Source organism: Nocardia sp. FBN12, assembly GCF_050320175.1.
Lineage (GTDB): Bacteria > Actinomycetota > Actinomycetes > Mycobacteriales > Mycobacteriaceae > Nocardia.
Genome location: NZ_CP190048.1, coordinates 4,765,961 through 4,790,049 on the forward strand (window position 1 = coordinate 4,765,961; position 24,089 = coordinate 4,790,049).

Genomic DNA, 24,089 nt, shown 5'->3' on the forward strand with positions numbered 1-24,089 from the left:
CGATGCTCGACGGCGGCAGCATTTTCGCCGGATACACGATCGAACGACTGCTGGGCCGTGGCGGCATGGGCTCGGTGTATCTGGCGCGCCATCCGCGGCTGCCCCGGCGCACCGCGATGAAGCTGCTGAATCGAGAGCTGTTCTTCGACAACGAGATCAGGGCCAGGTTCGAGCGCGAGGCCGACCTCGTGGCGCAACTCGATCACCCCAATATCGTCACCGTGTACGACCGGGGTGTCGAGAACGACCAGCTGTGGATCTCGATGCGCTACATCGACGGCGCCGACGCGTCGTCGCTGCAGTCGCCCGTCGACCCGGCGCGCGCGGTCAGGATCGTCGCCGAAACCGCGGCGGCACTGGACTTCGCGCACAGCAGAGGCGTGCTGCACCGCGACGTGAAGCCGGCCAACATCCTGCTCGAACCCGTCGACACCACCGAACGCGTCTACCTCACCGATTTCGGCATCGCCCGCCTGCACAACGACAATGCCGCCAAGCTGACCCAAACCGGAACTTTCACGGCCACACTGGCTTTCGCCTCACCGGAGCAACTGTCCGGGATCGCCCTCGACGGCCGCGCCGACCAGTATTCCCTGGCCTGCACGCTCTTTCGCCTGCTCACCGGAACCACTCCCTTCGACGCCACCAACCCCGTCGCGGTGATCCAGGGCCACCTCCAGCAACCCCCACCCCGGGCGAGCACCCTGCGGTCGGGCATCACCCCGGCGCTGGACTCGGTAATCGCTCGTGGCATGGCCAAGCGCCCCGAAGAGCGCTTCGCCACCTGCGCCGAGTTCGCCGCCGCCGCCGTGCAGGCCCTGGCCGGTCATGCTGTGCCGCAACAGTTCCCTGGCTCGGCGGCGACGAGGACCTACCCGCCGAACTCGCCGTACACTCCCGGCGCCGGGTACCCGGTAGCCGGCGGCCCGAATTCGCCTGTCGGACAAACACCATGGACAGGCGACCAGCCTTGGGCCGCAGGCGGCCGACCACTGCCCCAGAATTACCACCCGCAGTGGGCACCGAGCCCCGGTCAGCCGTCGCCTGCCGGGGTCGGCGCGTATTCGCGGCCCGCCGATGCCGGAGCCGGCCAACCGTGGCAGCCGTACGGTCCCTCGGCGCCCAACGGGTCGTCGCCGTACCCACCGAGCACCCTCGCTCAGCGCGCCCGCGAAGCGGGGAATGCCCGGACGACAGGCGAGCGTACCTCGGTCCGCGAGGAGTATCTCGGCAAGAAGCGGGACTCACGCTGGGAGGGGTCGCCGATGGGCTGGCTGGCGATCATCGCCGCCGTCGCGTTCCTCGGCTGGGTGTTCTGGGTGGCGTTCGGCGATGACGGAAAGGCGGGCGCGTCGGGTCAGCCCGCTCTCGAAACATCGCTATCCGCAACGCCTTCCGCGTCGACCCGCCCGACCTCGACGGCGCCGCCGAGCAGCGACCCGCAGATCATCGGCGCCAACGCTGCACAGCCCAGCGACGAGCTGGATTGGTGGCGTTCGGCTCCGCTGACCTAGGCGTACCCGCGCATTCGCCTCCGGCCGTGCGCGTTCGACGACCGCCGCGCCCATCAAGCGGTCAAGGTGTAGTGCACGAAGTCGCGCACCGGCTCGAATCCGATCCGCTGGTAGATCTTGTTCGACGTCGGGTTGGCCAGATCGGTGAACAGACAGGCATCGGCGCCTTCCGCCCGAATCCGGCCCGCGACCGTCGCCGTGAGCGCACTCGCGAATCCATTGCCCCGGAACCGCGGTGGCGTGTAGACCGGCCCGATTCTGGCCCAGCCGAACACCGCCGTCTGCCGGGCGACCAGCGTGACGGGCGTCCCGTCGTGCTCCCACAACCACGACGTTCCAGCCTCGAGGCGCCTGCGCACCGCCGTCTCATCGAGTCTTTGTGGCACGTCGGCCTCCACACCGAACTCCTCGATCATCGTGATGACGAGGGCGACGTCGTCGGCGGTGGCCTGGCGCGCAGCGCCGACGGCGCCGGGCACGGACAGCTCACCGAGACCGAACAGGCGGGTCGAGTACTTCTCGCGGTAGCTACCGCCGCCGACCGCCGACCAGCGCGCCGCGAAGGCAGCGGCGGCGGCGCTGTCGCCTTCGACGCTGCGTAGCACGATGTCGCGGGCGAGGAAGGCATCGGCGACTGCCGCACTACTGTGCACGGGCAGCTCACCGAGGTAGACAGCGCCGTTCGTGCACTGCGCGATGCCGACGACCACGCCCGCACTGTCGCGCACGCTCAGGAATTGCGTCACCATCGCCCCGGACCTGCCGTTGATCCGGTTGACCAGCACGGTCGCGATCACCGTGTGGCGTAGCGGATCACGGCGGAGGAACGGCTCCGCTTCGGTCAGGAACCGGGCAGCGTCGGTGGTGATATCGATGCGCACCACACCGACGGTAGGTCTTCACACCCGCGGTCGCATTCGAATTATGAGGTGTCTCAGGTTGTTTCGCGCGCGTCCCGATCGGTGCGCAGCTTCAGTAGGATGAGTCCAGCCGTGCAGGCCAGAATCAGCCCGGCGACGGTGATCTCCACGTGCAGCCCCGCGATGCCGAGGCCGGCGCCGACGAGTCCGCCGATGAAGAACAACCAGCCCATGACCCGCGCGACGACCACGAAGGTCCCGGGCGGTGTCGACGACAGATGCCCGGCGGCGGTCGAATCAGTGTTCGCCGCCGCGGTTTCCAGCCGGGGTGTCGAGAGTGCTCCCATGAGATTCTCCTCGATGACGCCGATCAGATACTTGCACAGCGCAAACTTCGCGCGACAGGTGTTTCGGTCCGGGCGTCTCATGCGTAACTTTGCTCACACACGCTACGACTCGGTGACGCCGAACGCGCGCGACACGTCCCCACGACACGCTGAATTGATCAATCCGATATCTGGACCACTAGCGTTTAAAATGCGCTCTTTCGCTCGACCTGCACTACTGTGAGGCGATCTCGATGCCGACGAGGAGTAACAGGCGATGGATAACAGCAGGGCCAAGTTCGTAGGTCCGGCAGTCGCTGTTGGCGCGGTATCGCTCGGACTGATCATCATCGGTGCGTGCGGTGTCGGACAGCAGGATGTCTACGTGCCGGCGCCGCCGTTGAGCGCGGATCTGGCCGCCGCACCCGCGCGGGTGGCCGATGAGCCCACGTCGACGACGGTGCACATCCCGATCCCGCCGTCGCCCACCTGGCGGATCGCGCCGTACATGTCGCCGCGAAAGCCGTTCAGCCTCAGCTCGACCGAGACCTCGCCGTCGGAGACGCCATCCGAGGGCGAACCGGCACCCGAGTCCCGTCCGGCCGAGGCGACCACGGAATCCCGGCCGCCCGAGGCCGCGACTCGCCCGCCGGAGACCACCGAGGACGAGCCGACGACCACCCGGCCGCAGCTCACCTCTCGGCCGAACCCGACCCGCACCGTGACCCCGCCCCGCGTCGGCGATGACGAAGCGGCCGAGGACTACCCGCCCACCCACGCCTTCGACCGCGCAACCCCGGTCGACACCGCCGCTACGCCGACCCCGGCCGCGACCACTCCGGCGACGCCCGAAACATCGGCTTCGACCACGACCGATGCCCCGGTGCCGACCGAGTCCGCGGGCTGACATCGCGCTGGGCGGACATCGTCGGGCCCGAGGGTCGACAATCCGACCGTCGCGACCGACAGTGTCCGCCCAGTGCGGTCTGTCTGCGAACTACAGCTCGACCAGGTCGTACTCGCCGACCCGATCGGCCAGCTCCCGCCGATGTTCCAGTGCGCCACCGAGCGTCTGGCCGATCGCCGTCAACCGGGCCACGTAGTGGCTCACCGGATACTCCGCGGTGACGCCGATGCCGCCGTGCATCTGGATCGCCTCCTGCCCGATGTGCTCGGCGGACTTGCCCACCTGCAGCCGCGCCCGCGACGCGACCGCCGGATCGTTGCCGCCGTCGGCCAGTGCCGCCGTCGCGTACAGGCTCATGCTGCGGGCCAGTTCCAGCGAGACGTAGCAGTCCGCCGCTCGCTGGGTGAGCACCTGGAACTTCGACAGCGTGACCCCGAACTGCTTGCGGGTCTTGAGGTATTCGGTGGTGAGCGTGAGGGCCACCTCCATCGCCCCGACCGATTCCGCGCACAGCGCCGCCTGCGCGTAGCCCTGGGTCAGGGCGATGGTCTCGCCGGCGTCGACGGCGTCACCGAGCAGTGCGCCCGTCGCGCCTGCCAGATCGAACTGCGCGGCCCGGCGACCGTCGAAGGTGCGATACGCACGTCGTTGCACGCCATCCTGATTCGGGTCGACCAGGAACAGCCCGGTCCCGCCGTCGGGCAGCACCGCACTGACGATCAACTCGTCGGCGACGTCGCCGCGCAGCACCGGATTCTTCACGCCGGTCAGCGCGTACCCGTCGCCCTGCGCGACCGCCGTGGTGGCGAGCTCCGTCGACGGCCATCGCGTGCCGGGCTCGGTGTGGGCGAAGGCGAGCAGAGTGGTTCCCTCGGCCAGCGCGGGCAACAGCCGCTGACGCTGCTCGGCGCTGCCTGCCAGCCGTAGCAGTTCAGCCGGGATCACCACCGAGTCGAGCACGGGTTCCGGCGCGAGCGCGCGACCCAGCTCCTCCTGCACCAGCATCGCCTCGACCGGGCCCGCGCCGACGCCGCCGTCCTCCTCGGGAATGGTCAACCCGAGTACGCCCAGGTCGGCGAGTTGCTTCCAGACCGTGCGGTTCCAGCCGGGGTCGGTGTCGCCGCTCTTGGTGAGGGCTTCACCGTCGTAGAACCGGTGCAGCAGTTCACGCACGGTGTCACGCAGCATCGTCTGTTCTTCGGTCAGTGCGAGTTCCATGTCAGCGCCTCACAATCCGAGGATCGTGGAGGAAATGATCGAGCGCTGGACCTCGCTCGAGCCTCCGTAGATGGTCACCTTGCGGTAGTTCAGGTAGCCGGGACCGGTGTGCTGGGCCCAGGCGGGTGAGGCGATGTCGTCGGCGTCGACCGGCAGCGCGTCGGTGCCCGCGATGTCGAGGAGCAGTTCGGTGGCGGCCTGCTGCAAGTCGGTGCCCTTCAGCTTCAGCACCGAGGAGGCCGGATTCGGCTTGCCCGCAACAGAGTTGGAGACCACGCGCAGCTGGGTCAGCTCCAGGGCGAGCAGTTCGTTCTCGAGGTCGGCCAATCGCGCCGCGAACACCGGGTCCTCCAGGAGGGTGCCGCGTCCGGTTCTGGTCGCGCGGGCGTACTCCTTCGCGAGGCCGAGCTTGACCTTGGTCTTGCCGACGCCGGTGATGGAGGTGCGTTCGTTGCCGAGTAGGTACTTGGCGTAGGTCCAGCCCTGGTTCTCCTCGCCGACGAGCTGATCGGCGGGCACCCGGACGTTCTCGAAGAACACCTCGTTCACCTCGTAGCTGCCGTCGATCAGCTTGATCGGGCGCATGGTGACACCGGGTGACTTCACATCGAAGAGCAGGAAGGAGATGCCCGCCTGCTTCTTCGGCGCGTTCGGGTCGGTGCGCACCAGGCAGAAGATCCAGTCGGCGTACTGGCCGAGCGTGGTCCAGATCTTCTGGCCGTTGACGATGTAGGAGTCGCCGTCGCGGACCGCGGTGGTGCGCAACGAGGCGAGGTCCGAACCCGCGTCAGGCTCGGAAAAGCCTTGGCACCACCAGATGTCGAGCGCCGCGGTGGGTGGCAGGAAGCGCTGCTTGAGTTCCTCGGAACCGAACTGCGCGATCACCGGACCCACCATCGAGGCGTTGAACGTGAGCGGCTCCGGCACCGAGGCCAGTTGCATCTCGTCGAGCCACAGATGGCGCTGCATCGGCGTCCAGTCCTTGCCGCCCCAGGCCACCGGCCAGTTCGGCACACACAAGCCGTTGTCGTTGAGGATCTTGTTCGCCGTGACGATGTCCTCGCGGGACAGGTCCGCGCCGTGCTTCACCCGGTCACGAATGTCGGCCGGGATCTCGGTGGCGTAGAAATGCCGGAGCTCGTCGCGGAAAGCGACCTCGTCAGGGGACAGGGCTAACTTCATACGGGTCTCCCAGTCACTCGTAGCCGTCGAAGAGAAACTTACCCTTCGGTAATCCTCGGTGTCGACTACATCACACTCGATGCCTGTCCCACCGGCGCCCGCCACGCCGCCGGTGGCTCGGCGACCCACGTGCCGACCTGGTACGTTGCCAGACGAACCGGACTATCCGGCGACGAGCATCCACCGAGGAGTTACGGGTGAACGGCAGATCCATCGCAGGTAGAGCAGCGGCGATCACCGCGGCGAGCATCGGCGCGCTGGCACTGCTGGCCCCGAGCGCGACCGCGACGCCGGTGGACGACGCGATCAATCACCTGAACCACCTCGCGGGCGAGGACGCCCCGACGAAGGCCGGCGTCGGCGCGATCGCCGGCTTCACCAACATGGTCGGCGCCGACACCCTGCGTGATATCTCGACGCAGTTCACCCCCTTCACCTACGCGGCGCCCACTTTCGGCTGCGGCAGCAACGGCCCGATCACGACGATCATCGCCGCGGCGTCGTTCGAAGGGCCGGGCCCGCGCACCGAGGCCAGCCTGACGCCGGGCGATATCCGCTTCAGTGCGAGCCCGCGCCACACCGGCGTTCCGCTCGCATCGGGACTCAGTGTCGCCTGGGTCAATGTCAACAACGGGCAGAGCGGCATCGTCGGCCTCGACGACCAGACCGAATTCAACCTGCCGTCGCTGTCGAAGACCGTGCACAGCGGCGCGGGCACCGTGGTCGCCTCCATGTGGGGAACCATCGACTACGCGGGTGCCCGCTGTGTGATGCCCCCGACCGTCGGCACGTTCGTCGTGCCCGATCTGCCGGTCGTGGTCCCCGAAGCTCCGGCGGCTCCGCCCGCCCCCGAACCCAAGGCCGTCAACCCGGGCTCGGGCGAATCCGCCTCGGGCGCACCGGCTTCGACGACCCCCGCGGCCCCCGCGCCCGCGGAAACGCCGCAGCCCGCACCGGCTCCCGCTCCCCCGGCCCCGCCCGCGGCAGCCAACGTCGGCGGCTGAGCCGCTTCACCAGCAGTCCCCGCCGCGCGATCGGGCGGGTGCGCATGCGCCGGTCGCTTCGAGGCGATTGACTGGCGTAGCTCTCAGCCGATCGGGCGGATACGCAGGACCGTGCCCTCTTCGGAACCCGCGAGCAGGGCCGACGGGTCGGCGGGGTCGGCGACGACCGCGGTCAGCGGCTGGGTGGAGACGACGGTGCAGGCGGTACCGGTGGCCGGGTTGACGCGGACGAGGTTCCCGGCCAGCGTGGTGACGTAGAGCGAGCCACCGCGGACCACGAGATCGTCGACGAAATCGGGGAGAGCGCCGAACGAGGTCAGGTCAGCGACCGTGGTCGCTGTGCTCGGGTCGGTGCGGGAGAGTCGCAGTACGCGACCGACCGGGCCGGCAGCGGCGGCGAAGTTCGCGGTGACGTAGACCGAATCACCCGACACCACAACGCCGTTGGGGCCATCGATACTGACGGCCGACCACCAGTCCATGTCCTCGCTGCCGTCGCGGCGCAAGCGGTGCAGGCCGTTGCCGGTGGTCACATACAGATTGCCGTCGGCGTCGAAGGCGGCGCCGTTCGGCTGCGGGAACCCGGTCGCGAAGGCGACGGGGGTCGGGCGCGCGGCCGCGGGATCGAAGCGGACGATGCCGCCGGAACCGGCCAGCGGCGAGTTGCCGGTGACCACGTAGAGCAGTCCGTCGGGACCGAGCCGGACCGCACCGGGCGAGGGCACGGCGACGGTGGCGGTGAGTCGCCCGTCGCGGTCGTAGCGTTGCACCTCCCCGCGCATGACCCGCGAAACCCAGAGGTCACCGTTGGCGTCGATGCCGAAGTTCTCCGACCAGTCCAGCAGCGGCACACTCGACCTGATCGCGACATCCTGGCGCGCCTGTCCACACAGCGACAGCGGCGCGGCCCCCGCGACAGTGCCGGAACCGAGCGAAGCGCTGCCGACGACAGCGGCACCGACCACGACACGGACGACGCAACGGCGGAACGACAACATCTGCAACCCTCGACTCTGTTCGACCTGGTTCGACGCGCGAAGTCTAACGGCTGCCGGCCCACCGTGGGCAGCGCACGTCACCTGCGGTTCCGATCACGGCGTATCACGTACCGGCGCTGTCCCGCATGACAATTCATCGGCGACTCGCAGCGGGCCGGCCACGGACGGCGGATTCGCCGATCGTGAGCGGCGATAATCGACCGGTGCCCTTCTTCGACACCGAACGCGGACGCCTGCACTGCAGGCAGTGGTCCGTCGAGCAACCCGCGGCGCGGCTGGCGCTGCTGCCGGGAACCGGTCAGCACAGCGGGCACTACCACCGTTTCGCCGCGGCGTTGCGTGCCGCGGGGATCGAGCTGTGGGCACTGGACACCGCGGGGCAGGGGCTGAGCGAAGGCGATCCCGACGCGCCGGGCACCCTCGACGAGCTGACCGCCGACGCGTGGGGATTTCTCGCCCTCGTCCGAGCCGGTCATGCGGCCGCGCCGGTGTTGATGGGCCACTCCCTCGGTGCGGTGACCGCCTTGAACTGTGCCCGCGAAAACTGCTCTGACCTGGCCGGACTCGTCGTATGCGGCACCCCGCGCCGCGCCGCCGACCTCGCACCGGACCCCGGTCTGCCGCTCCTCGCGGTGCACGGGGTGGACGACCGGCGAGCACCCATCGATGTAATCCGGCTATGGACAGCACGGCACCGATCGGTAGATTTGCGCGAGTACGCCGACGCCGGACACGACCTGTTGCACGAACCGGTGCAGCACCGCGTGGCGGCCGATATCGCGGAGTGGGTACTCACCGCGGTGCGATGAACGACGAAGGGGGAACCGGTGCAACCGAACCGAACGGGGCTGCCGAATACGGCGGCTCTCGGCCAAGCCGTCGACGAGGGTGGGCTGTGGATCGACGGGGTGCTCGTCGCCGACGGTGCGCCCGAACGCTGCGCGCTGCGCTACGAACGGCTGGCCGACGAGGTCGAAGCCCAGGTGCTGGCGCTCAGCCGGACCGCGGTCATTCCCGGCTTCGGCGGACTCGCCTCGGGCGCCGCCCTGCGCACCGGCTTCGAGACCAAGGCCACCGAGGCACTCGACGAACTGCGTGCCTACGCGCGCACCGCGCGCGATCTGGCCGCCGTTTTCCGCGCCGCGGGCGCGACCTACCGCGAGGCCGACCAGGCGCTGGCGGGCGCGGTCGCCGCGATCGAGGTTCCCGGTGGTGGTGGCGATGCGTAGTCTCTCCGGCCGGACCGATGTCGACTATGTGTCCGTCGTCGAAGTCTTCGACAACCTCTCCCACGCCGAGATCCACAATGCGGTAAGACAACTCGACCCGGCGGCGCTGGTGGGGGCGGGTGAGGTGTTCCTGACCACTGCCACCGGCCTCGGCGACGGGGTGGAGATCGCGCACGGTGAGATCCGTGCCGCGATCGCCGACGGCTGGCGCGGTGCGGCGGCCGGGCAGGCCTCCGATGCCGTGCGCGACTTCGAACAAGCGGGTCGCCGGATCGCCGATGTGTTGACCGCGGTCGGTGTGCGTCTCAGCCAGGCAGGCGACGCGGCGGAGTCCATTCGCGCGGCTGTCGCGGAACCCGATGGGGCACAGCCTGATCCGGCCGCGGCGCTGCTCGACTCCGAGCAGGCCGCGAACAACGCCACGATCGCGCGTGACGCCGAGAACGCCAGGCTCGACGCGGTGCAGGCGATGGAGACGATCTACGCCGGAGCGTTCCTGCCGACCGGGTCGGGTGTGCCCGCGTTCACCGGAATCGCCACGGAGACAGGCACGGCCGCTGCCGGTGCGGCCGGGTCGGGCACCGTGCCGTCGGCTGGAATCCCGCAGACGACCGCGTCCGCCGCGATCGCATCGGCGACCTCACCCGCGACCACCTCCGCTGCCACTGCGTCCGCCGGATATTCGCCGGTTGCCGGCACAGGCACGACCCCGACGAGCAACGGCGCGTACCCGGCCGCCGGAACCGCCACCGGCGTGTTGAGCGCAACCGCTCCCGCGACGACTGCTCCCGCCGCGAGGACAGCGCCGGGCCAGCCGCTGACCAGCGCCAACGGTGCGAGCGCCACCACCCCGCCATCGACTACCACGGCCGCACCCGGCGCAGTGCAGGTAGGCAACCGACCCCGCCCTGCCAAGTCCGAACGGACCGGTTCCGCGACAACCGATGTGGCGGGGGCCGACCCGAAAGCGGCCGGCGGCGGCCCGACCGATGCCACTGTGACCAGTAGCGCTGCGGCCGGCGGAGTGGGCGCAGGCCAGGTGACCGGCGCCTCGACCGGAAGTACGACCGAAGCCGCGAGCGATGGGCGGCAGGAGCGCGATCCCGCGGTCGCCGGCGGTGAGGCCGCGGCCGGAATGGGTGCGGGTGCGATCGGCGGGATGATGGGTGGGGCGATGGCCGCCGCTGATCAGACCCGGCCCGCCGGTGGGCCGCGGCCCGCCCCGCCGGTGGAGGAGCCCGAGGACGAGGACGACGAGTTCCTGCGGTACCTCGAGGACGAACCGACCTACCTCGAGCCCGCGGACGAGGTGAATGCGCTGATCGGGAAGATGGAGCCGACCAGTCCCGCCGTGCTCGGCGAGTGGACCGAGCGGGAGTGAACTGGCATTTCACCCCGGACCAGTTCGCGCTGACCTGGGCGCGCACCGACGGCGACCGGATCCCCTATCCGCTCGCCGTCCGCGCGTCGGCTCGCGACACCGTCGAGCGCGCCGCCCAGCAGCCCGCGCTCGACGCCTGGTGCGCCCGCACCCTCGACGCCGACCTCGCGGCCGCCCTGCGGGTGCTGGCGAAACCGGAGATCCGCGTCGAGGTCTGCGGCCACGCACCCGCACCGGTACGAATGCTAGGCGCGGTCACCGCGGACGTCGCGGTACTCGCGGTGCAGGATCCCGGCAGCGCACCCGACCGCGGCGGCCCGGTCCACGTCCAGGTAGGCAGCACGAAACGTCTTGCCGCCCAGGTCTTCTCCCGCCTACCCGGCCACCCCCCGGGCAGCACACCGCGCATCACCGCCCCCGCCACCCGCGTCGACGAAGACAGCCGCGACCTAGTCACCGCCCCCGTCGCGGGCCCCTCCGACGCCGCCCGCATCCGCCGCCTCCTCCAGCGCCCCCGCACCGGCATCGGCCAAATCCTCGTAGCCACAGGCACCGACCCCAAACCCGCCGGCGTCCTGTCCTGGATCGACCTCCCCAACGACGGCCGCTACCTAGTCCACGCAAGCCGCCACATAGACATCATCCCCGCCACCCCCGACTCCACCGTCGAATGGCTACGCCGCCTACTCCGCAGCGCCTGAACCCGCACCCGAACCCCGCGCTCGACCAAACCCCGAACGTATCCACTACCCGAGCTGAAGAAACCCCACAAGATCAGCCAACTCTTCCTCCGTATCCGGAAGATACTCGGTAAGCAGCGGAGACCGAATAACAATGGCCTTCCACATAGCCCGACACAACGTCGCATGAATAACACTGCGCGACAACAAGGGCCGCATCCCGAACGGCGCATCAGCAGGCGTAGAAGTAGTCATAGACAGCAGAACCACAGCGGCCTCCCGCCCACGGAACCGATCAGGCGTCCCCACCAGCACGTCCTCGATCTTGGCGCGCGCCAGCAGCGTCCGAATCCGAGCCACCTGCGCCGCATAGGGAGCGACAACCACAATGTCATGCGGGTGCAGCTTGCGCGTCCCTCCATCGGAGGTCCACGTCTCACCGAGCAGAACCCGCACCCGCCGCACCACTTCCCGCGCCTCGGCATCGGATTCGGTAGCACTACCCCGATGCTCCACGAGCACCGTACTCACCCCGGGCGCGATACCCGCCAAATCCCTTGTCAACGTGACCGCCTCGTCCGCACGCAGCCGACCGTCATAACAACTCGCCGAAACCGGCTCACAGATCGCGGGGTGCATCCGCCAGGTGCGATCGAGGAAGTAACCACGTTCGGTTGGCAGCGTCGCCGCACCTTCACACAGCCACTCCAGCACCGAAACCTGCACCGGCTCTGGATGTTTCGCTTGTGACCTGGCCGGAACCGGATCGCCGATCAACAACAGGTTGCGCGCGCTCACCGCGACCGCGACCGTATCGGCCAGCGAGCATTCGCCAGCATCGGCAATCACCAACAGGTCGAGTGCCCCGGGCGCGATCAGCCGATCATCGACGAAATCCGCTGTGGTGCCGCCGATCACGCACCCGTTGACCGCGTTGTCGAGAAAGCGCGGATACCGCGTGGCATCGATCGCCGACCACTCGGGGCCGACCGACGCGACATCCTTCTTCGCCACGAGTTCGGGCAGCAGGCCCGCTTCGACCACCGCGTCGAAGATCCGCTCGATCACCGCGTGCGACTGCGCCACCACCCCGATCCGCCACTTGTGCCGGGTGACGAGTCGCTCGAGCGCACGCCCGGTGATTCCCGTCTTGCCGGTGCCGGGCGGCCCGTGCACAGCCAGATACGAGGCGTCCAGCGCACCGACCGCGTGGGCGAGGACGGCCCCGAGATCGTCGTGGGGCTGGGGCAGCGCCATCCCGTCGCGCAGTCGCGGCGCGCGGCGCAGCAGCAGATCGTAGACGGCGTTCTCGGGCACCCACGGCAGACTCATCAGCAGATCCTGGGCGGTGTGCTCCAGTGCGGCCTCGATCTCGGCCTCCCCGTCGGGCGGGCCGGGGGCGATGGCGGCGGGGAGGTCGTCGTAGGGCGGACAGCCTGCCGGGAGCAGTTCTTCCAGGCGCACGGTGTCGTCGAAATTCGGGTCGACAGCGCAGCCGAGCACGGTGGCGGTCGCGGTCGCGCGGCGGCCGAGCGTCTGGGTCATGCCCGCCGCGGCGGCACCGTCGTAGATCGTGACCATCTGCGTGCCGGGAGTGAGGGTGGCGCCCGTGCCGAGCCTGCCGGTGAGCGTGAGGTAGCGCCGCATCGTCGGAAGTTGCGGCGTGCGATGCCATTTGGTGTCGACGGTGCCCCATTCGACGACGAGCACGCCCGGCGCGTCGGCCCATTCGCCGACCGGATGGCCGAGCCGATCGATATGAGCCCACCAGCGCGGCTGCCGTTCCCGTCGGTGATAGCCGAGGACCGCGGCCGTCAAGGAGGCGGCGCGAGCCGAATCACCTTGCGCGTCAGCGGCGAACTCGCTCAGCGCCGCCTCCAGCGAGCCGGGATGCAGCGAGGGCGGCACATCGGAATCCGCGACGGCGAACCGAGCGCCGGGAACAGCGATTCCCGCATCGGCCGCGCGATCGAGCAACCAGTCGCGGATACCGAGGACCGTCGCCGCGCGACCGGGTGTATCGGGCAGCAATGCGGCCAGTCCCGTTGCGTCATACGACTGTTCACCGATCAACAGCGCGGTGCGCACGATCGGCGCGAGATCCACCAGCGCACGATCGGCCAACAGCTCATCCAGCAGATCGGCTCCGGTCCCCAGCTGACCCGCCCCATCGAGCAGCGCCGTCCGAACATCCGAACCATAGTGGTACACGCGCACATCCGGATCCGCCGCCCGGTGCTCGGCGATGATCTCCAGCAGCTCCTCGAGCACTCCCCCGCCCTGAGCCGATGGGGCGTCATCGACGAGGTTCACCGAGTCGAACTCGTCGAAACCGGCCGCGCGAGCTTCGCTTCCCCCCGGCCGAAAACCGGTCCCGGCCACGGCATGATCGAAGCGATCGGGGCCTCGGGTGCTGTCGGGCGAGTCGCTGACAACGCGCGCGAAAGCGATGGTGTCGGCCTCCGCGGATACGGCGCCGCCCAACCGGGCGAGGGGGTCGCGCGGATCGAGGACGCCATCGTCACCGGCGACTCTCCGTCCCGCAGCGCCCGCGTCCGACGCGTCGGCGCACGGATAACCGCCCGGATTCGCCTGTTCCACACCACCCGGCCCGAAGACCACGGCGTTGGTATCCCGCGGACCGAATGTCGGGCGGTTGCCGATGATGCTCGGCTGCGCGACCCCGGCCACGACCGGCCGGAAGACGACGGTGGCAGCGTCGGCGAGTTCGAGGCCGGTGATGGCGCCGTGCCGGTCCAGGTCGATGACCAGGGCGAGGTCGCCGGGGCGCGGGGCGGGCAGGGCGCCGAGCGCGGTGGCGTCGCGGAGCAGGAAGGCGGGGCGGCCGGTGCGTTCGCGGACCAGTTGGATGTCAGCCTGTGTGCGCAGTGCCGTCACCGTGCGCGGGGCAAGACCGGGAACGGGAGTACTGGTGGCGGCCAAGCGGTCGATCGTGAGGACGCCCGCCTCGCGCAGCCTGGCCCGCTGAGCGGCGCGGATCCCCGCGACCAGCAGGAGATCTCGCGCGTTCGCCGCCGCCGCACGGCAACTCGGGCACCGGCCGCACGCCAGATAGCGCGGATCGCCCCACTGCACCGGCAGCAATTCCGCCAGCTTGTCCTCGATGATCCGCTCCACCCGAGCCCGCCGCGCCGAATACACCGGCGCCAGCTCCTCGGTCACCACCCGCCGCACGCCGTCGGCTGTCCAGAGGTAGGCCGACGGGTCGGCAGCGAAACCCGCGTCGGCGAGAGCCTGTGCGCACGCCGCGAACTCGAGGCGAGCGCACAGCAATTCGCGAGCCGAGTCGACCTCGACGGCGTGCACGAAAGCGGCGATCCGCTCAAAAGGCGTTCGTCCAGCGGCTAATTCGCGTCGCAGCAGCCGACTGTCGGCGGGCGATACCGCGGCCGATCCGGCGATACCGCTGATCTCGTCGTCGGCCGACGACACCGAATCCTCGTGCCGAGCCGACATCGCCACTGCCGGACCCGACGACGACGTCAGACCTGTTGAGGCAGCGCCGTCCTCGATGCGCGACCACCCCGACTCGCCCGACCGCTCGAACCCCCGCCGTCCGTCGGATCCCACAGCCGGCACAGATTCGGCGTCGCCCGCCGGATTCCGCGCGCCACGACCGGGCGCCGCAGGCGCGCCGACCGCAGCCGGACCGAGTGCACTGTGCAGCGTGTAGCGCGGTACGCCAGCGGCGCAGGGGGATTCGTCAGCTACCTTGCCCGACTCGTCCACCGCACTGACCAGGTCTACGCCGGCGTGGACTACACCGCGCGCGGGGCGCATCGGACCGGGAACCGACGCATCGGAAGTCCGGACCAAAAGATCAGCACCACAGGCGAACCGACCATCGAAGAACACGGCACCGTAGATCGCCTCGGCACCGGAACGCAGGGCGTGCGCGGTCTGCTCCGCGGCAGCGGTGAGCGCCGCGATCCGGGCAGCCGCGTCACCGCCGACCATCTCGGGCGACGGAATGCGAACCAGCCCCGCACCGAAGTGCGTGACCAGTTCGGCTGACGGTTCGGCCGTGCGCACGAGCGGGGCGGTGGTGTCGGGAACCCCGGGTAGGTTGCCGAGGGCGGCGTCGATGCCACGCAGCACCGCGAACTCACAGTTCGCCGCGCGCGCGAGATCGCCGACGGCACCGACTACCCGATCACCGGACACGAACAAGCGCGGCCCTCCTGTGTTCACGCACACCCGACGCCCAACACCTTAACCAGCGCTGCGAGAGACCAGGGCACTACCCGCGAACAGCGCGAATGCGCCGACCACGACCCTGGTGCACGCGAGCGGGACTCAGGTGCGCGGCTTGCGCCGTTCGGTGCGCGGACGCGCCTCGCGGTCGCGGCGCGGGCCACGAGCGTTCAGTCGCTGCGCCGGTGCGCCCTGGTCGGGCGTCAGCTGGATCAGCACGCCGCTGATCCTGGTGCGCCGCAGGGCTTCCAGCGTTTCGTTGGGCAGGTTGGCAGGCAGCTCGACGAGGCTGTAGTCGGGCCGGATGCTGATGTGACCGAAGTCGCTGCGCCGCAGGCCGCCCTCGTTGGCAATGGCGCCGACGATCGCGCCCGGCACCACGCGGTGCCGCTTGCCGACGCTGATCCGGTAGGTGGCGAGTTCTTCGCCGTTCTCCCGGTTGAACGACGGCGGACGCGGACGGTCCTCGTCGTCGTAGCGGCGCGGTGCGCGCTCACGGTCGCGGTCGAAGTCACGCTCGCGACGCGGGGCGGGCTCCGGCTCGGGCGACATGAAGAAGTTGTCGCCGTCGTAGCCGGCCACGGCCAGTGCCGCGGCGATATCGGCGAGCGGAGTGTTGTGCTCGGCCTCGTAGTCCTCGATCAGCTTGCGGAACAGCGCGATGTTGTCCGAGGACAGATTCTCGGTGATCGAGTCACCAAACTTGGAGGCGCGCGTCGCGTTCACATCATCGACACTCGGCAGCTGCATCTCGGTGAGCGCGCTCTTGGTTGCCCGCTCGATCGACTTGAGCAGGTGACGCTCACGCGGGGCCACGAACAGCAGCGCCTCGCCCGAACGGCCGGCGCGGCCGGTGCGGCCGATGCGGTGCACGTAGGACTCGGTGTCGTGCGGGATGTCGTAGTTGACGACGTGCGAGATGCGATCCACATCGAGGCCACGCGCGGCCACATCCGTGGCGACCAAGATGTCGATGCCGCCCGACTTCAGCTGCCCGATCGTGCGTTCACGCTGGTTCTGCGCGATATCACCGTTGATCGCGGCGGCGGAGAAACCACGCGAGCGCAGCTTCTCGGCCAGCTCTTCGGTGGCCTGCTTGGTGCGCACGAAGATGATCATCGCCTCGAAGGCTTCGACCTCGAGCACGCGGGTGAGGGCATCGAGCTTGCGCTGATGCGACACCTGCACATAGCGCTGGGTGATGTTCGAGCTGGTCTGCGTCGTGGACTTGACCGTGATCTCGACCGGATCGTTGAGGTACTGCTTGGAGATCTTGCGGATCACGCCCGGCATGGTGGCCGAGAACAGCGCGACCTGCTTGTCCTTGGGGGTGTCACGCAGGATGCGCTCGACGTCTTCCTGGAAGCCCATCTTGAGCATCTCGTCGGCCTCGTCGAGCACCAGGTAGCGCAGCTGCGAAAGATCCAGCGTGCCCTTCTCCAAGTGATCGATCACACGGCCGGGGGTGCCGACGACGACGTGCGCGCCGCGCCGCAGACCCGACAGCTGCACGCCGTAGCTCTGCCCACCGTAGATCGGCAGCACGTGCAGACCCGGGATGTGCGAGGAGTATTTGCCGAACGCCTCGGCGACCTGGATCGCGAGTTCACGCGTCGGCGCGAGCACCAGCGCGCTCGGCTTCTTCTGCGCGGTGTCCAGGTTCATCAGGATGGGGATCGCGAATGCCGCGGTTTTGCCGGTGCCCGTCTGCGCCAGGCCAACCACGTCGGCGCCGGAGAGCAGCGGGGGAATCGTCGCCGCCTGAATCGGGGACGGCGACTCGTAGCCCACATCGGCGATGGCCCGCAGTACGCGGTCATCGATCCCGAGATCGGCGAAAGTCGGGCCGGTGTCGTTCCTGTCGTTGTCGGCAGGAACGCTGTCGACCTCATTTGTACTCATTGACCACGAGTTTACTGCCTGGCGGTAGCTGCCCCAACCACCAGGTGAATACGGTGAGACCTATGCAACTGCGCGACGGGTCAGCACATCAGGAACATCAGCCGGTGACAGTGGGGATCGCGGTGGTCCAATTCGCCCCCGAAACCGACCCCGAATCGAACCTGTCGACCCTGCGTGAACACGTGCGCGCCGCAGCCGATGCGGGTGCGCGCGTGGTGGTCGCGCCCGAATACTCGATGTTCGCTGTGACCCGCCTCGACGAGCGGGTGGTGGCGATCGCGCAACCGCTCGACGGCCCTTTCACCACCGGACTCGCCGCGCTGGCAGCCGAATTCGGAGTGTTTCTGGTGGCCGGGGTGGTGGAGTTGCCGACACCGGGGGCGACGCGAATCAGTAATACCCTCGTCGCGCACGGGCCCGACGGCGCGCGCGTCGCGGTGTATCGCAAGGTGCATTTGTACGACGCGTTCGGGCATCTGGAATCGGATGTGGTGGAGCCGGGCCCGCTCGTCGCGCCTGTGACATTCGCCGTCGACGGTGTGGTATTCGGCATGCAGACCTGTTTCGATCTCCGTTTTCCGGAGGGGTGTCGGCGTGTCGCGGCAGCGGGCGCGCACGTATTGCTGCTGCCCGCGCAGTGGATTCCGGGGCCCGCCAAAGTCGACCAGTGGACCACGCTGTTGCGGGCCCGCGCCATCGAGAACACCGTGTACGTGGCGGCGGCCGATCAGTGCGCGCCGCGCGGTGCGGGCGCCTCGATGATCGTGGATCCGGCGGGAACGGTGCTGGCCGAACTCGGCGACGAGCCGGGCGTGCTCACCGCGACGGTGGATCCGGCGCACCTGGCCAGGGTACGCACCGCCAATCCCAGCCTCTCGCTGCGACGTTTCACCATTTCCGAGGCGCCCGCGGCGGAGTAGCGTTCGAGGCGATGGTGTACCCGGATCGCGCGGCGGCGGGCCGCGCCCTCGGCACGGCCCTCGAACACCTGCGGTCCACCCGCCCGCTGGTGCTCGGGCTGCCACGCGGGGGTGTGCCGGTGGCGGCGGCGGTGAGCGCGGCGATCGGCGGGGAACTCGATGTGCTGCTGGTACGCAAACTGGGGCTGCCGTGGCAGCCGGAGTTGGCGATGGGGGCGCTCGGGGAGAGCGGACTGCTGGTCCTCAATCGTGACGTCGTCGACCGCAGTGGGGTGAGCGCCGAGGCGTTCGACGAGGTGGAACAGGCCGAGCGCGCCGAGCTGCGCCGTCGACAGGCGATGTTGCGGGTCGCCGATCCGATTCCGCTGGCGCGGCGCACGGTGGTGATCGTCGACGACGGGATGGCGACCGGGGCGACGGTGGTGGCCGCGTGCCGGGTGGCGAATGCGCAGCACCCCGCCCGTGTGGTGGTGGCGATGCCGGTGTCCTCGCCCGAGGCGGCGCGACGGGTCGAGCGGGAGTGCGATGAACTCGTCTGCCTGTGGACGCCACCGGACCTGGGCGGAGTCGGCATGGCGTACAGCGACTTTCATCAGCTCGAGGACGACGAGGTCATCGAGCTGCTGCGCTGAAGCACACCCGCGGCGCGAGCAACCCACGCCGGTCGACCAGACAGGTCGCACTCAGCCGAAGCACTGCCCCTCACCACGGTAGGTCGGCACGGTCGTGCGAGTGCCCGCCTCGTCGACGAGGTGGATCTCGGCGAAGCGTTCGCACAGTTCGCCCGCCTTGGCGTGACGGAACCAGACGCGGTCGCCGATCTCGAGTTCCGCGCCGCCCGCCAGGGGCGTCTGGACCTCGCCCGCGCCTTCGGAGCCGAGCAGCTTCAGGCCCGCGGGCCACACCGGGACGGGGACGCGGCTAGGGCCCGCGGGGCCGGAGGCGATGTAGCCACCCGCGAAGACGGTCGCGATGGCCGGGGCGGGTTTGCGCAGCACCGGGGTGGCGAAGAACAGGGCGGGGCGGGGGGTGAACGAGCGGTAGTGATCGAACAGGGTCGGCACGTAGAGGCCGGAACCGGCGGTGACCTCGGTGACGTCGGGGTCGGTGATCGAGACCTCGATGGAGCCGGTGCCACCACTGTTGACGATTTCCAGCGGGCCGGTCACCGCGCGGACCGCGTCGAGTACCCGGGTGCGCCTGCGGCCGATTTCGATGGCGGACAAGCGTTTCACCACGCGGACCGCCGGATTGCTGTCGGGCAGACCGGCGATCTGTGACTCGTAGGTCATCACGCCGACCACCGTGAACCCGCGGCGCAGCGCCTCGCCTGCCAGCTCGGCGGCTTCTTCGGGACTGCGCACGGGCGAGCGACGGGCACCCAGGTGCAGCGGGCCGATGCGCAACGCGGCATCGACATCGAGGCAGACGCGGGGGTGGACCAGGTCGGTGCCGAGCGCGGCGCGGGTGAGTTCGAGTTGGGCGACATCGTCGATCATCAGCGTGATCGCTTCGAGCAGGGCGGGGGCGGCGGCGAGTTCGGCCAGGGCGGCGCGGTCGAGCACCGGGTAGCCGAGCAGGACGTCGCGGGCGCCGAGGCGGACCAGCCAGATGGCCTCGCGCAACGAGTACGCCATGATCCCGGCGAACCCGTCGCGGGCGGTGAGACCGTCGCCGAGCACACGCTCGAGCACGGCGCGGCACCGCACGGATTTGCTGGCCACCCGCACCGCGACGCCGTTCGCGCGCCGAACCAGGTCGGCGGCGTTGCGATCGAGGGCGGTCAGGTCGAGGGCGGCCAGCGGCGGGTCGAGCTCCGCGGTCGCCGCGTGCAGATGGTGCAGCGATGTCGTCTGGGTCACTCGACTACTGAACCACCTATTTGGTCAGTCGTCCAGCATTGCGGGTCAGCTTTCGACAGCCTTCAGGGTCAGACAGCCGACCAGGTCGTCGATCACCACCAGGATGGTCTCGTCGTTGCCGTCGGCGAGCCAGCGCAGCACCGAGCCGTGGAACACCGAGACGAGGTAACCCGCGACCGAATCGACCGGCTCGAGCCACTGTGTGCCGGACAACCGCGCGCACATCCCCAGGAAGTCGGCGGCTTCGTCGTCCATCTCGCGGAACATCGCGACGGCGGACGGATCGCCGACCGTGTCACCCGAGGGCGTCCACCGCAGACGCAAGGTCTCCAACGCGGCTTCGTAGGCGGCTATTCGCCGGGTGGGCGCGGCCTTCACCAGCGGCCAATAGGTGCTGAGCCCAGCATGCAAGTACACCCGCAGCGCCCGAACACCGGTGGCATCCGAACTGGCGGCGGCTTGTTCGACGGCATCACATACCGCAGGCCGTAGCGAAATTTCTGTTAGTTCACGACTGGCGCTCAACGACGACTCCTCGGCAACAAAATTCGCTGCCCGCGGCGATGCGAGCTTGGTGGTCACCGAGCTCGATCTTAGAAGATTTTCAGGATTCACGAACTGGTTCAGCCATCCTTTTCAGACTGAAAGATTGTTTTGTTACCCGAATGCGACCTTTTGTAAAACCGACCATACGGCTTCAATTCTTCGCATTCCTGGATATCCAGCCCCCGCGCTGGAATCCGCGCATCTGATCAATACTACAAGTGGACCCCGGTCCGCCCCGCTCGGTGTGGGCGACGGCACAGTGGCACCCATCGGAACGGACGCGACACATCCGGTGACCGATCCGCGAACTCCGGCGCGGCGGCGCCGGAGTCGCCGATAACCTGGTCAGGTGACTCTCTCGCCTCCTGCCGATCAGTTCGCTCTCAGCGGCACCTTCAATTTCCGCGATGTGGGCGGCCTTCGCACCGCCGACGGCACCACGATCCGCCCCGGTGTGCTGCTGCGATCCGCTCAGCTGAGCGGTCTGGACGATCAGGGCCACGACACCCTGCGAGAATGGCGCGTCACCGACGTGCACGATCTGCGCGGCCTCGTCGAGATCGACCACATCGGCCACGACACCCTCCCCGACAACGTGCGCCTGCACGTGACGCCGTTCGATTCACGCATGGAGGAGGCGCCGCCGCACGAGGCGAAGACCGTCTCGGCGTTCGCGCACATGATCGAGGTGTACCGGGCCTTCCCGACCCTGCCCGAGGCACACACCGCGATCGCCGAACTGGCCGGCTCGATCGTGCGCGGCGACGGCGCGGTCCTGGTGCACTGCGCGGCAGGCAAGGACCGCACCGGCTGGGCGGTGGCCACCGTGCTGCGCGCGGTCGGCGTCACCGAGGAGGACGTCTACACCGACTTCCTGGCGAGCAACGCCGCGGTCGAACCGCTGCGCAGGCTGCTGGAACCGAAGATCGGCAACGGCGACGCCCTGTCGGACGACCTTCTCGGCGTCCGCGAGGAATACCTCCGCACCGCCGACGCCAGCGTCCGCGCGGTCCACGGCGACATCGAGAACTACCTCACCGTTGTCGGCCTGACCGGCGAACTACGCGAGGCCCTGCGCGCTCGCCTGGTGTGATCACAGCCCGCTGACTCGCCTGTCCGGGTCGACCCGAACCAGCCCGTCCGCACCGATACTGACGAAATCCCCGGTGTGGAACCAGCTTCCGCTGAAGCGGGCGGCCGATGCGCCGGGGTTGTTCCAGTAGCGCCTGCTGACATTCGGCCCACGACACAGCAATTCGCCGTGACCCGTGCTCGCCCTGGGGCCAGCGAGCGCCAATTCCGTTCCACCGAAAGCGAATCCGAGCGTCGCGTCGGAGTCCGGGAGCTCGGTGTCGTCGACCATCAGGCCGATGCCGCTGGTCTCGGTAGCACCCCAGACCGACCACTGCCTAGCCGAGGGGAACAGTCCGCGCAGCGCGGCGGTGAGGGCGGCGGGGGCCGCGGCGGCGGCACGCTCGGAGCGATGGCAGGCCTTACTGACCCGCCGCACGCCGTCACCGGCACGGCGAGCGACGAGTTCGGGGACCAGGCCGGCGAAGATCCGCGGCGTGGCCGAGACGGTGTCGATCCGCTCGCTCACCAGCACGTCAGCGAGGCTGCGGGCGCCCGGGGCAAGGACGACGGTGCCGCCGACGGCGAAGGTGGGCAGCAATTGGTCGACGCAGCCGCTGGCGTGCGCCAGTGGCAGCAGCACCAGATTGCGCAACCCGTCGGCGGGCAGACCGAGCGCGCCGACTACCGACGACACCGCCGACAGCAGGTTCTCGTTGGACAGCTCGACTCCCGCGGGCATCGACCGACGGGTGCCCGTGTAGCAGAGCAGGGCCGGATCATCCAGTGCCGCACCATCATCGATGTAGGCCGTACTGTCGGGCAGCGGCCCATCGGGACCGAGCACGAAATCGGCTCTGCTGTCGGCGATCACCTGGTCGGCGATCGCGGCGGGCAGCGCATCCGGCACCAGCACCGGCACCGCGCCCGAGAGCAGCGCGCCGAGAAACGCCTGCACCCAGCGCGCGCTGGTCGGCATGTGCACCGCGACCCGATCGCCGTACCCGATGCCGTGGCCCTGTAGACCGCCCGCGATCCGCGAGGCGCTGTGCCAGAGTTCGCGGTAGGTCAGACGCGGACCGCCGACCTCGACCACGGCCTCGCGATTGGTGAACGAGTGCACGCGCAGGTCGAGTAATTCGGTGAGGGCCGGATTGAGGTCGCCGTAGCGCAGCACACCGTCGGAGCCCCGCCGCAGCTGCGTTGCCGCACTGGTGGCGGGGAACTCGAAGACGGCCGCGCCCGGTTCGTGCTCGCCATGACCCATCCGGACCTCCGTACGTCGATACAGCCGCACTGTGACTATATGACGTGGATCACACAGCTGTCAGGCACTCGGCGCGCTCATTCGCCGCGATAGGTGGCCTTTCCCGGTCCGACATCGAGGAAACTGCGGACCGCGCCGCGCAGGTCGGCGGTGTCGAACAGCTCGCCCGAGACCTTCGGCGTCACCGAATCGGCATGTGCCACACCACCGGAACGCCACGCCTCGATGATCTGCTTGGTCGCGGCGTGCGCGCGCGTCGGCCCTTCCGCGAGCCGGGTGACCAGTGCGCGCGCCGCGGTTTCCAGGTCCTCGTGGATCGCGTTCACCACGCCCCACTCCGCCATCGTCGCGGCGGTGTAGAGGTCGCCGGTCATCACGAACTCGCGGGCGCGCCCGGAGCCGGCGCGTTCGGCCAGCCGCTGCGGCCCGCCCATCGACGGTGTCAGCCCCACGACCGTCTCCACCAGCCCGAACTTCGCCTTCGGCGCGGCCAGGATGATGTCGCACGCGAGCGACATCTCGAAGGCGGCGGTCAGGGTGAGCCCGTGCGCGGCGAACACCACCGGACACGGCAGCGCTTCCAAGGGGTGGATGACCTGCTCGAACAGCTCTCGCCACAGCTGCGCGCCCTCTTCGACCGTGCGGCCGTCGAAGATGTTCACATCGACACCGCCGGAGACGACCTTGCCTTCGGCCCTGATCAGCAACGCACGCGGCGGCAGCGCGCGTACCGCGGCGATATCGGCGATCAGTGAGGCGATGAGGGCGCGATCGAACAGGTTCAGCGGCGGGTGGTCGATCGTGATCGTCGCGTACTCGGCACCGCCTTCGGTGAACTCACGCGACAGTCGGGTTGGCAGCGTTTTACTCATCGGGTCAGCGTAGAACTTCGAGCCCCGCGGTCGACAGAGCCAGTCGAGAGAAACGGTCGCGCGCATCACGGAACCGCGGGCTGTCGGTGGTCGTTGGCATGATGAGCTCTCGGTTGCGCAAGTGCCCTACAGTTC

21 protein-coding genes are annotated in these 24,089 nt (G+C 69.2%); 10 read left to right on the plus strand and 11 right to left on the minus strand.

The window, feature by feature from the left end:
• The first annotated feature begins 2 nt into the window (after nt 1–2).
• Nucleotides 3–1,514 carry a protein kinase domain-containing protein gene (locus ACQHI0_RS22580; protein WP_427909262.1) on the plus strand — a complete coding sequence of 504 codons (1,512 nt, stop codon included), beginning with the start codon at nt 3–5 and terminating at the stop codon, nt 1,512–1,514.
• A gap of 53 nt (nt 1,515–1,567) precedes the next feature.
• Here ACQHI0_RS22580 and ACQHI0_RS22585 read toward each other — a convergent pair whose 3' ends face one another.
• Nucleotides 1,568–2,395, minus strand: a complete 828-nt coding sequence (locus tag ACQHI0_RS22585; protein ID WP_427903828.1) for a GNAT family N-acetyltransferase — start codon at nt 2,393–2,395, stop codon at nt 1,568–1,570.
• A 53-nt stretch (nt 2,396–2,448) separates the two neighbouring features.
• Nucleotides 2,449–2,721: a hypothetical protein gene (locus ACQHI0_RS22590; RefSeq protein ID WP_427903829.1), complete on the minus strand. Its 273-nt coding sequence runs from the start codon at nt 2,719–2,721 to the stop codon at nt 2,449–2,451.
• Between the two features lie 256 nt (nt 2,722–2,977).
• On the opposite strand from ACQHI0_RS22590, the gene ACQHI0_RS22595 reads away from it, so the two are divergent.
• Nucleotides 2,978–3,607 carry a hypothetical protein gene (locus ACQHI0_RS22595; RefSeq protein ID WP_427903830.1) on the plus strand — a complete coding sequence of 210 codons (630 nt, stop codon included), beginning with the start codon at nt 2,978–2,980 and terminating at the stop codon, nt 3,605–3,607.
• 90 nt (nt 3,608–3,697) lie between these two features.
• On the opposite strand, the gene ACQHI0_RS22600 is transcribed toward ACQHI0_RS22595, so the two are convergent.
• Nucleotides 3,698–4,825, minus strand: a complete 1,128-nt coding sequence (locus tag ACQHI0_RS22600; RefSeq protein ID WP_427903831.1) for an acyl-CoA dehydrogenase family protein — start codon at nt 4,823–4,825, stop codon at nt 3,698–3,700.
• Between the two features lie 9 nt (nt 4,826–4,834).
• Complete coding sequence (locus tag ACQHI0_RS22605) at nt 4,835–6,007, minus strand: acyl-CoA dehydrogenase family protein (protein WP_427903832.1); 1,173 nt, start codon at nt 6,005–6,007, stop codon at nt 4,835–4,837.
• Nucleotides 6,008–6,204: 197 nt separating this feature from the next.
• On the opposite strand from ACQHI0_RS22605, the gene ACQHI0_RS22610 reads away from it, so the two are divergent.
• Nucleotides 6,205–7,011, plus strand: coding sequence for a hypothetical protein (locus ACQHI0_RS22610; RefSeq protein ID WP_427903833.1), 807 nt, complete (start codon nt 6,205–6,207; stop codon nt 7,009–7,011).
• Nucleotides 7,012–7,094: 83 nt separating this feature from the next.
• Here the strand turns inward: ACQHI0_RS22610 and ACQHI0_RS22615 are convergent, their stop codons facing one another.
• Nucleotides 7,095–8,009, minus strand: a complete 915-nt coding sequence (locus tag ACQHI0_RS22615) for an SMP-30/gluconolactonase/LRE family protein (RefSeq protein ID WP_427903834.1) — start codon at nt 8,007–8,009, stop codon at nt 7,095–7,097.
• Between the two features lie 203 nt (nt 8,010–8,212).
• Between ACQHI0_RS22615 and ACQHI0_RS22620 the strand changes: the two genes are divergently transcribed.
• The 4 genes from ACQHI0_RS22620 to ACQHI0_RS22635 are packed head-to-tail and all read left to right on the plus strand — an operon-like array spanning nt 8,213 to nt 11,320.
• Nucleotides 8,213–8,818 carry an alpha/beta hydrolase gene (locus ACQHI0_RS22620; protein WP_427909263.1) on the plus strand — a complete coding sequence of 202 codons (606 nt, stop codon included), beginning with the start codon at nt 8,213–8,215 and terminating at the stop codon, nt 8,816–8,818.
• A gap of 18 nt (nt 8,819–8,836) precedes the next feature.
• Entirely contained in the window at nt 8,837–9,238 is a 402-nt protein-coding gene (locus ACQHI0_RS22625) for a hypothetical protein (RefSeq protein WP_427903835.1), read from the plus strand.
• Nucleotides 9,231–10,619, plus strand: a complete 1,389-nt coding sequence (locus tag ACQHI0_RS22630; protein ID WP_427903836.1) for a WXG100 family type VII secretion target — start codon at nt 9,231–9,233, stop codon at nt 10,617–10,619. Before ACQHI0_RS22625 ends, ACQHI0_RS22630 begins: the two co-directional genes overlap by 8 nt.
• A complete protein-coding gene (locus tag ACQHI0_RS22635) occupies nt 10,616–11,320 on the plus strand; it encodes an ESX secretion-associated protein EspG (RefSeq protein WP_427903837.1) in 705 nt (234 codons plus the stop codon). Before ACQHI0_RS22630 ends, ACQHI0_RS22635 begins: the two co-directional genes overlap by 4 nt.
• A 45-nt stretch (nt 11,321–11,365) precedes the next feature.
• Here ACQHI0_RS22635 and ACQHI0_RS22640 read toward each other — a convergent pair whose 3' ends face one another.
• Both ACQHI0_RS22640 and ACQHI0_RS22645 read right to left on the minus strand, forming a co-directional pair.
• Nucleotides 11,366–15,484 carry an AAA domain-containing protein gene (locus tag ACQHI0_RS22640; protein ID WP_427909264.1) on the minus strand — a complete coding sequence of 1,373 codons (4,119 nt, stop codon included), beginning with the start codon at nt 15,482–15,484 and terminating at the stop codon, nt 11,366–11,368.
• Between the two features lie 132 nt (nt 15,485–15,616).
• A complete protein-coding gene (locus ACQHI0_RS22645) occupies nt 15,617–17,416 on the minus strand; it encodes a DEAD/DEAH box helicase (RefSeq protein WP_427903838.1) in 1,800 nt (599 codons plus the stop codon).
• A 62-nt stretch (nt 17,417–17,478) separates the two neighbouring features.
• Between ACQHI0_RS22645 and ACQHI0_RS22650 the strand changes: the two genes are divergently transcribed.
• Together ACQHI0_RS22650 and ACQHI0_RS22655 are read left to right on the plus strand one after the other, a co-directional pair.
• Nucleotides 17,479–18,336 (plus strand): carbon-nitrogen hydrolase family protein, encoded by an 858-nt coding sequence (locus tag ACQHI0_RS22650; protein ID WP_427903839.1) that lies wholly within the window; start codon nt 17,479–17,481, stop codon nt 18,334–18,336.
• 11 nt (nt 18,337–18,347) lie between these two features.
• Nucleotides 18,348–18,968: a phosphoribosyltransferase gene (locus ACQHI0_RS22655; protein ID WP_427903840.1), complete on the plus strand. Its 621-nt coding sequence runs from the start codon at nt 18,348–18,350 to the stop codon at nt 18,966–18,968.
• 51 nt (nt 18,969–19,019) lie between these two features.
• On the opposite strand, the gene ACQHI0_RS22660 is transcribed toward ACQHI0_RS22655, so the two are convergent.
• Complete coding sequence (locus ACQHI0_RS22660) at nt 19,020–20,198, minus strand: alanine racemase (RefSeq protein WP_427903841.1); 1,179 nt, start codon at nt 20,196–20,198, stop codon at nt 19,020–19,022.
• Between the two features lie 45 nt (nt 20,199–20,243).
• Complete coding sequence (locus tag ACQHI0_RS22665; protein ID WP_427903842.1) at nt 20,244–20,780, minus strand: TetR family transcriptional regulator; 537 nt, start codon at nt 20,778–20,780, stop codon at nt 20,244–20,246.
• 313 nt (nt 20,781–21,093) lie between these two features.
• Here ACQHI0_RS22665 and ACQHI0_RS22670 point away from each other — a divergent pair, with 313 nt between their 5' ends.
• Nucleotides 21,094–21,837, plus strand: a complete 744-nt coding sequence (locus tag ACQHI0_RS22670; RefSeq protein ID WP_427903843.1) for a tyrosine-protein phosphatase — start codon at nt 21,094–21,096, stop codon at nt 21,835–21,837.
• On the opposite strand, the gene ACQHI0_RS22675 is transcribed toward ACQHI0_RS22670, so the two are convergent.
• Together ACQHI0_RS22675 and ACQHI0_RS22680 are read right to left on the minus strand one after the other, a co-directional pair.
• Nucleotides 21,838–23,082 carry a class I adenylate-forming enzyme family protein gene (locus ACQHI0_RS22675; protein WP_427903844.1) on the minus strand — a complete coding sequence of 415 codons (1,245 nt, stop codon included), beginning with the start codon at nt 23,080–23,082 and terminating at the stop codon, nt 21,838–21,840.
• A gap of 77 nt (nt 23,083–23,159) precedes the next feature.
• The gene (locus ACQHI0_RS22680) at nt 23,160–23,954 is read right to left on the minus strand and encodes an enoyl-CoA hydratase/isomerase family protein (protein ID WP_427903845.1); all 795 of its coding nucleotides are present in this window, start codon (nt 23,952–23,954) and stop codon (nt 23,160–23,162) included.
• Nucleotides 23,955–24,089: the final 135 nt, after the last annotated feature.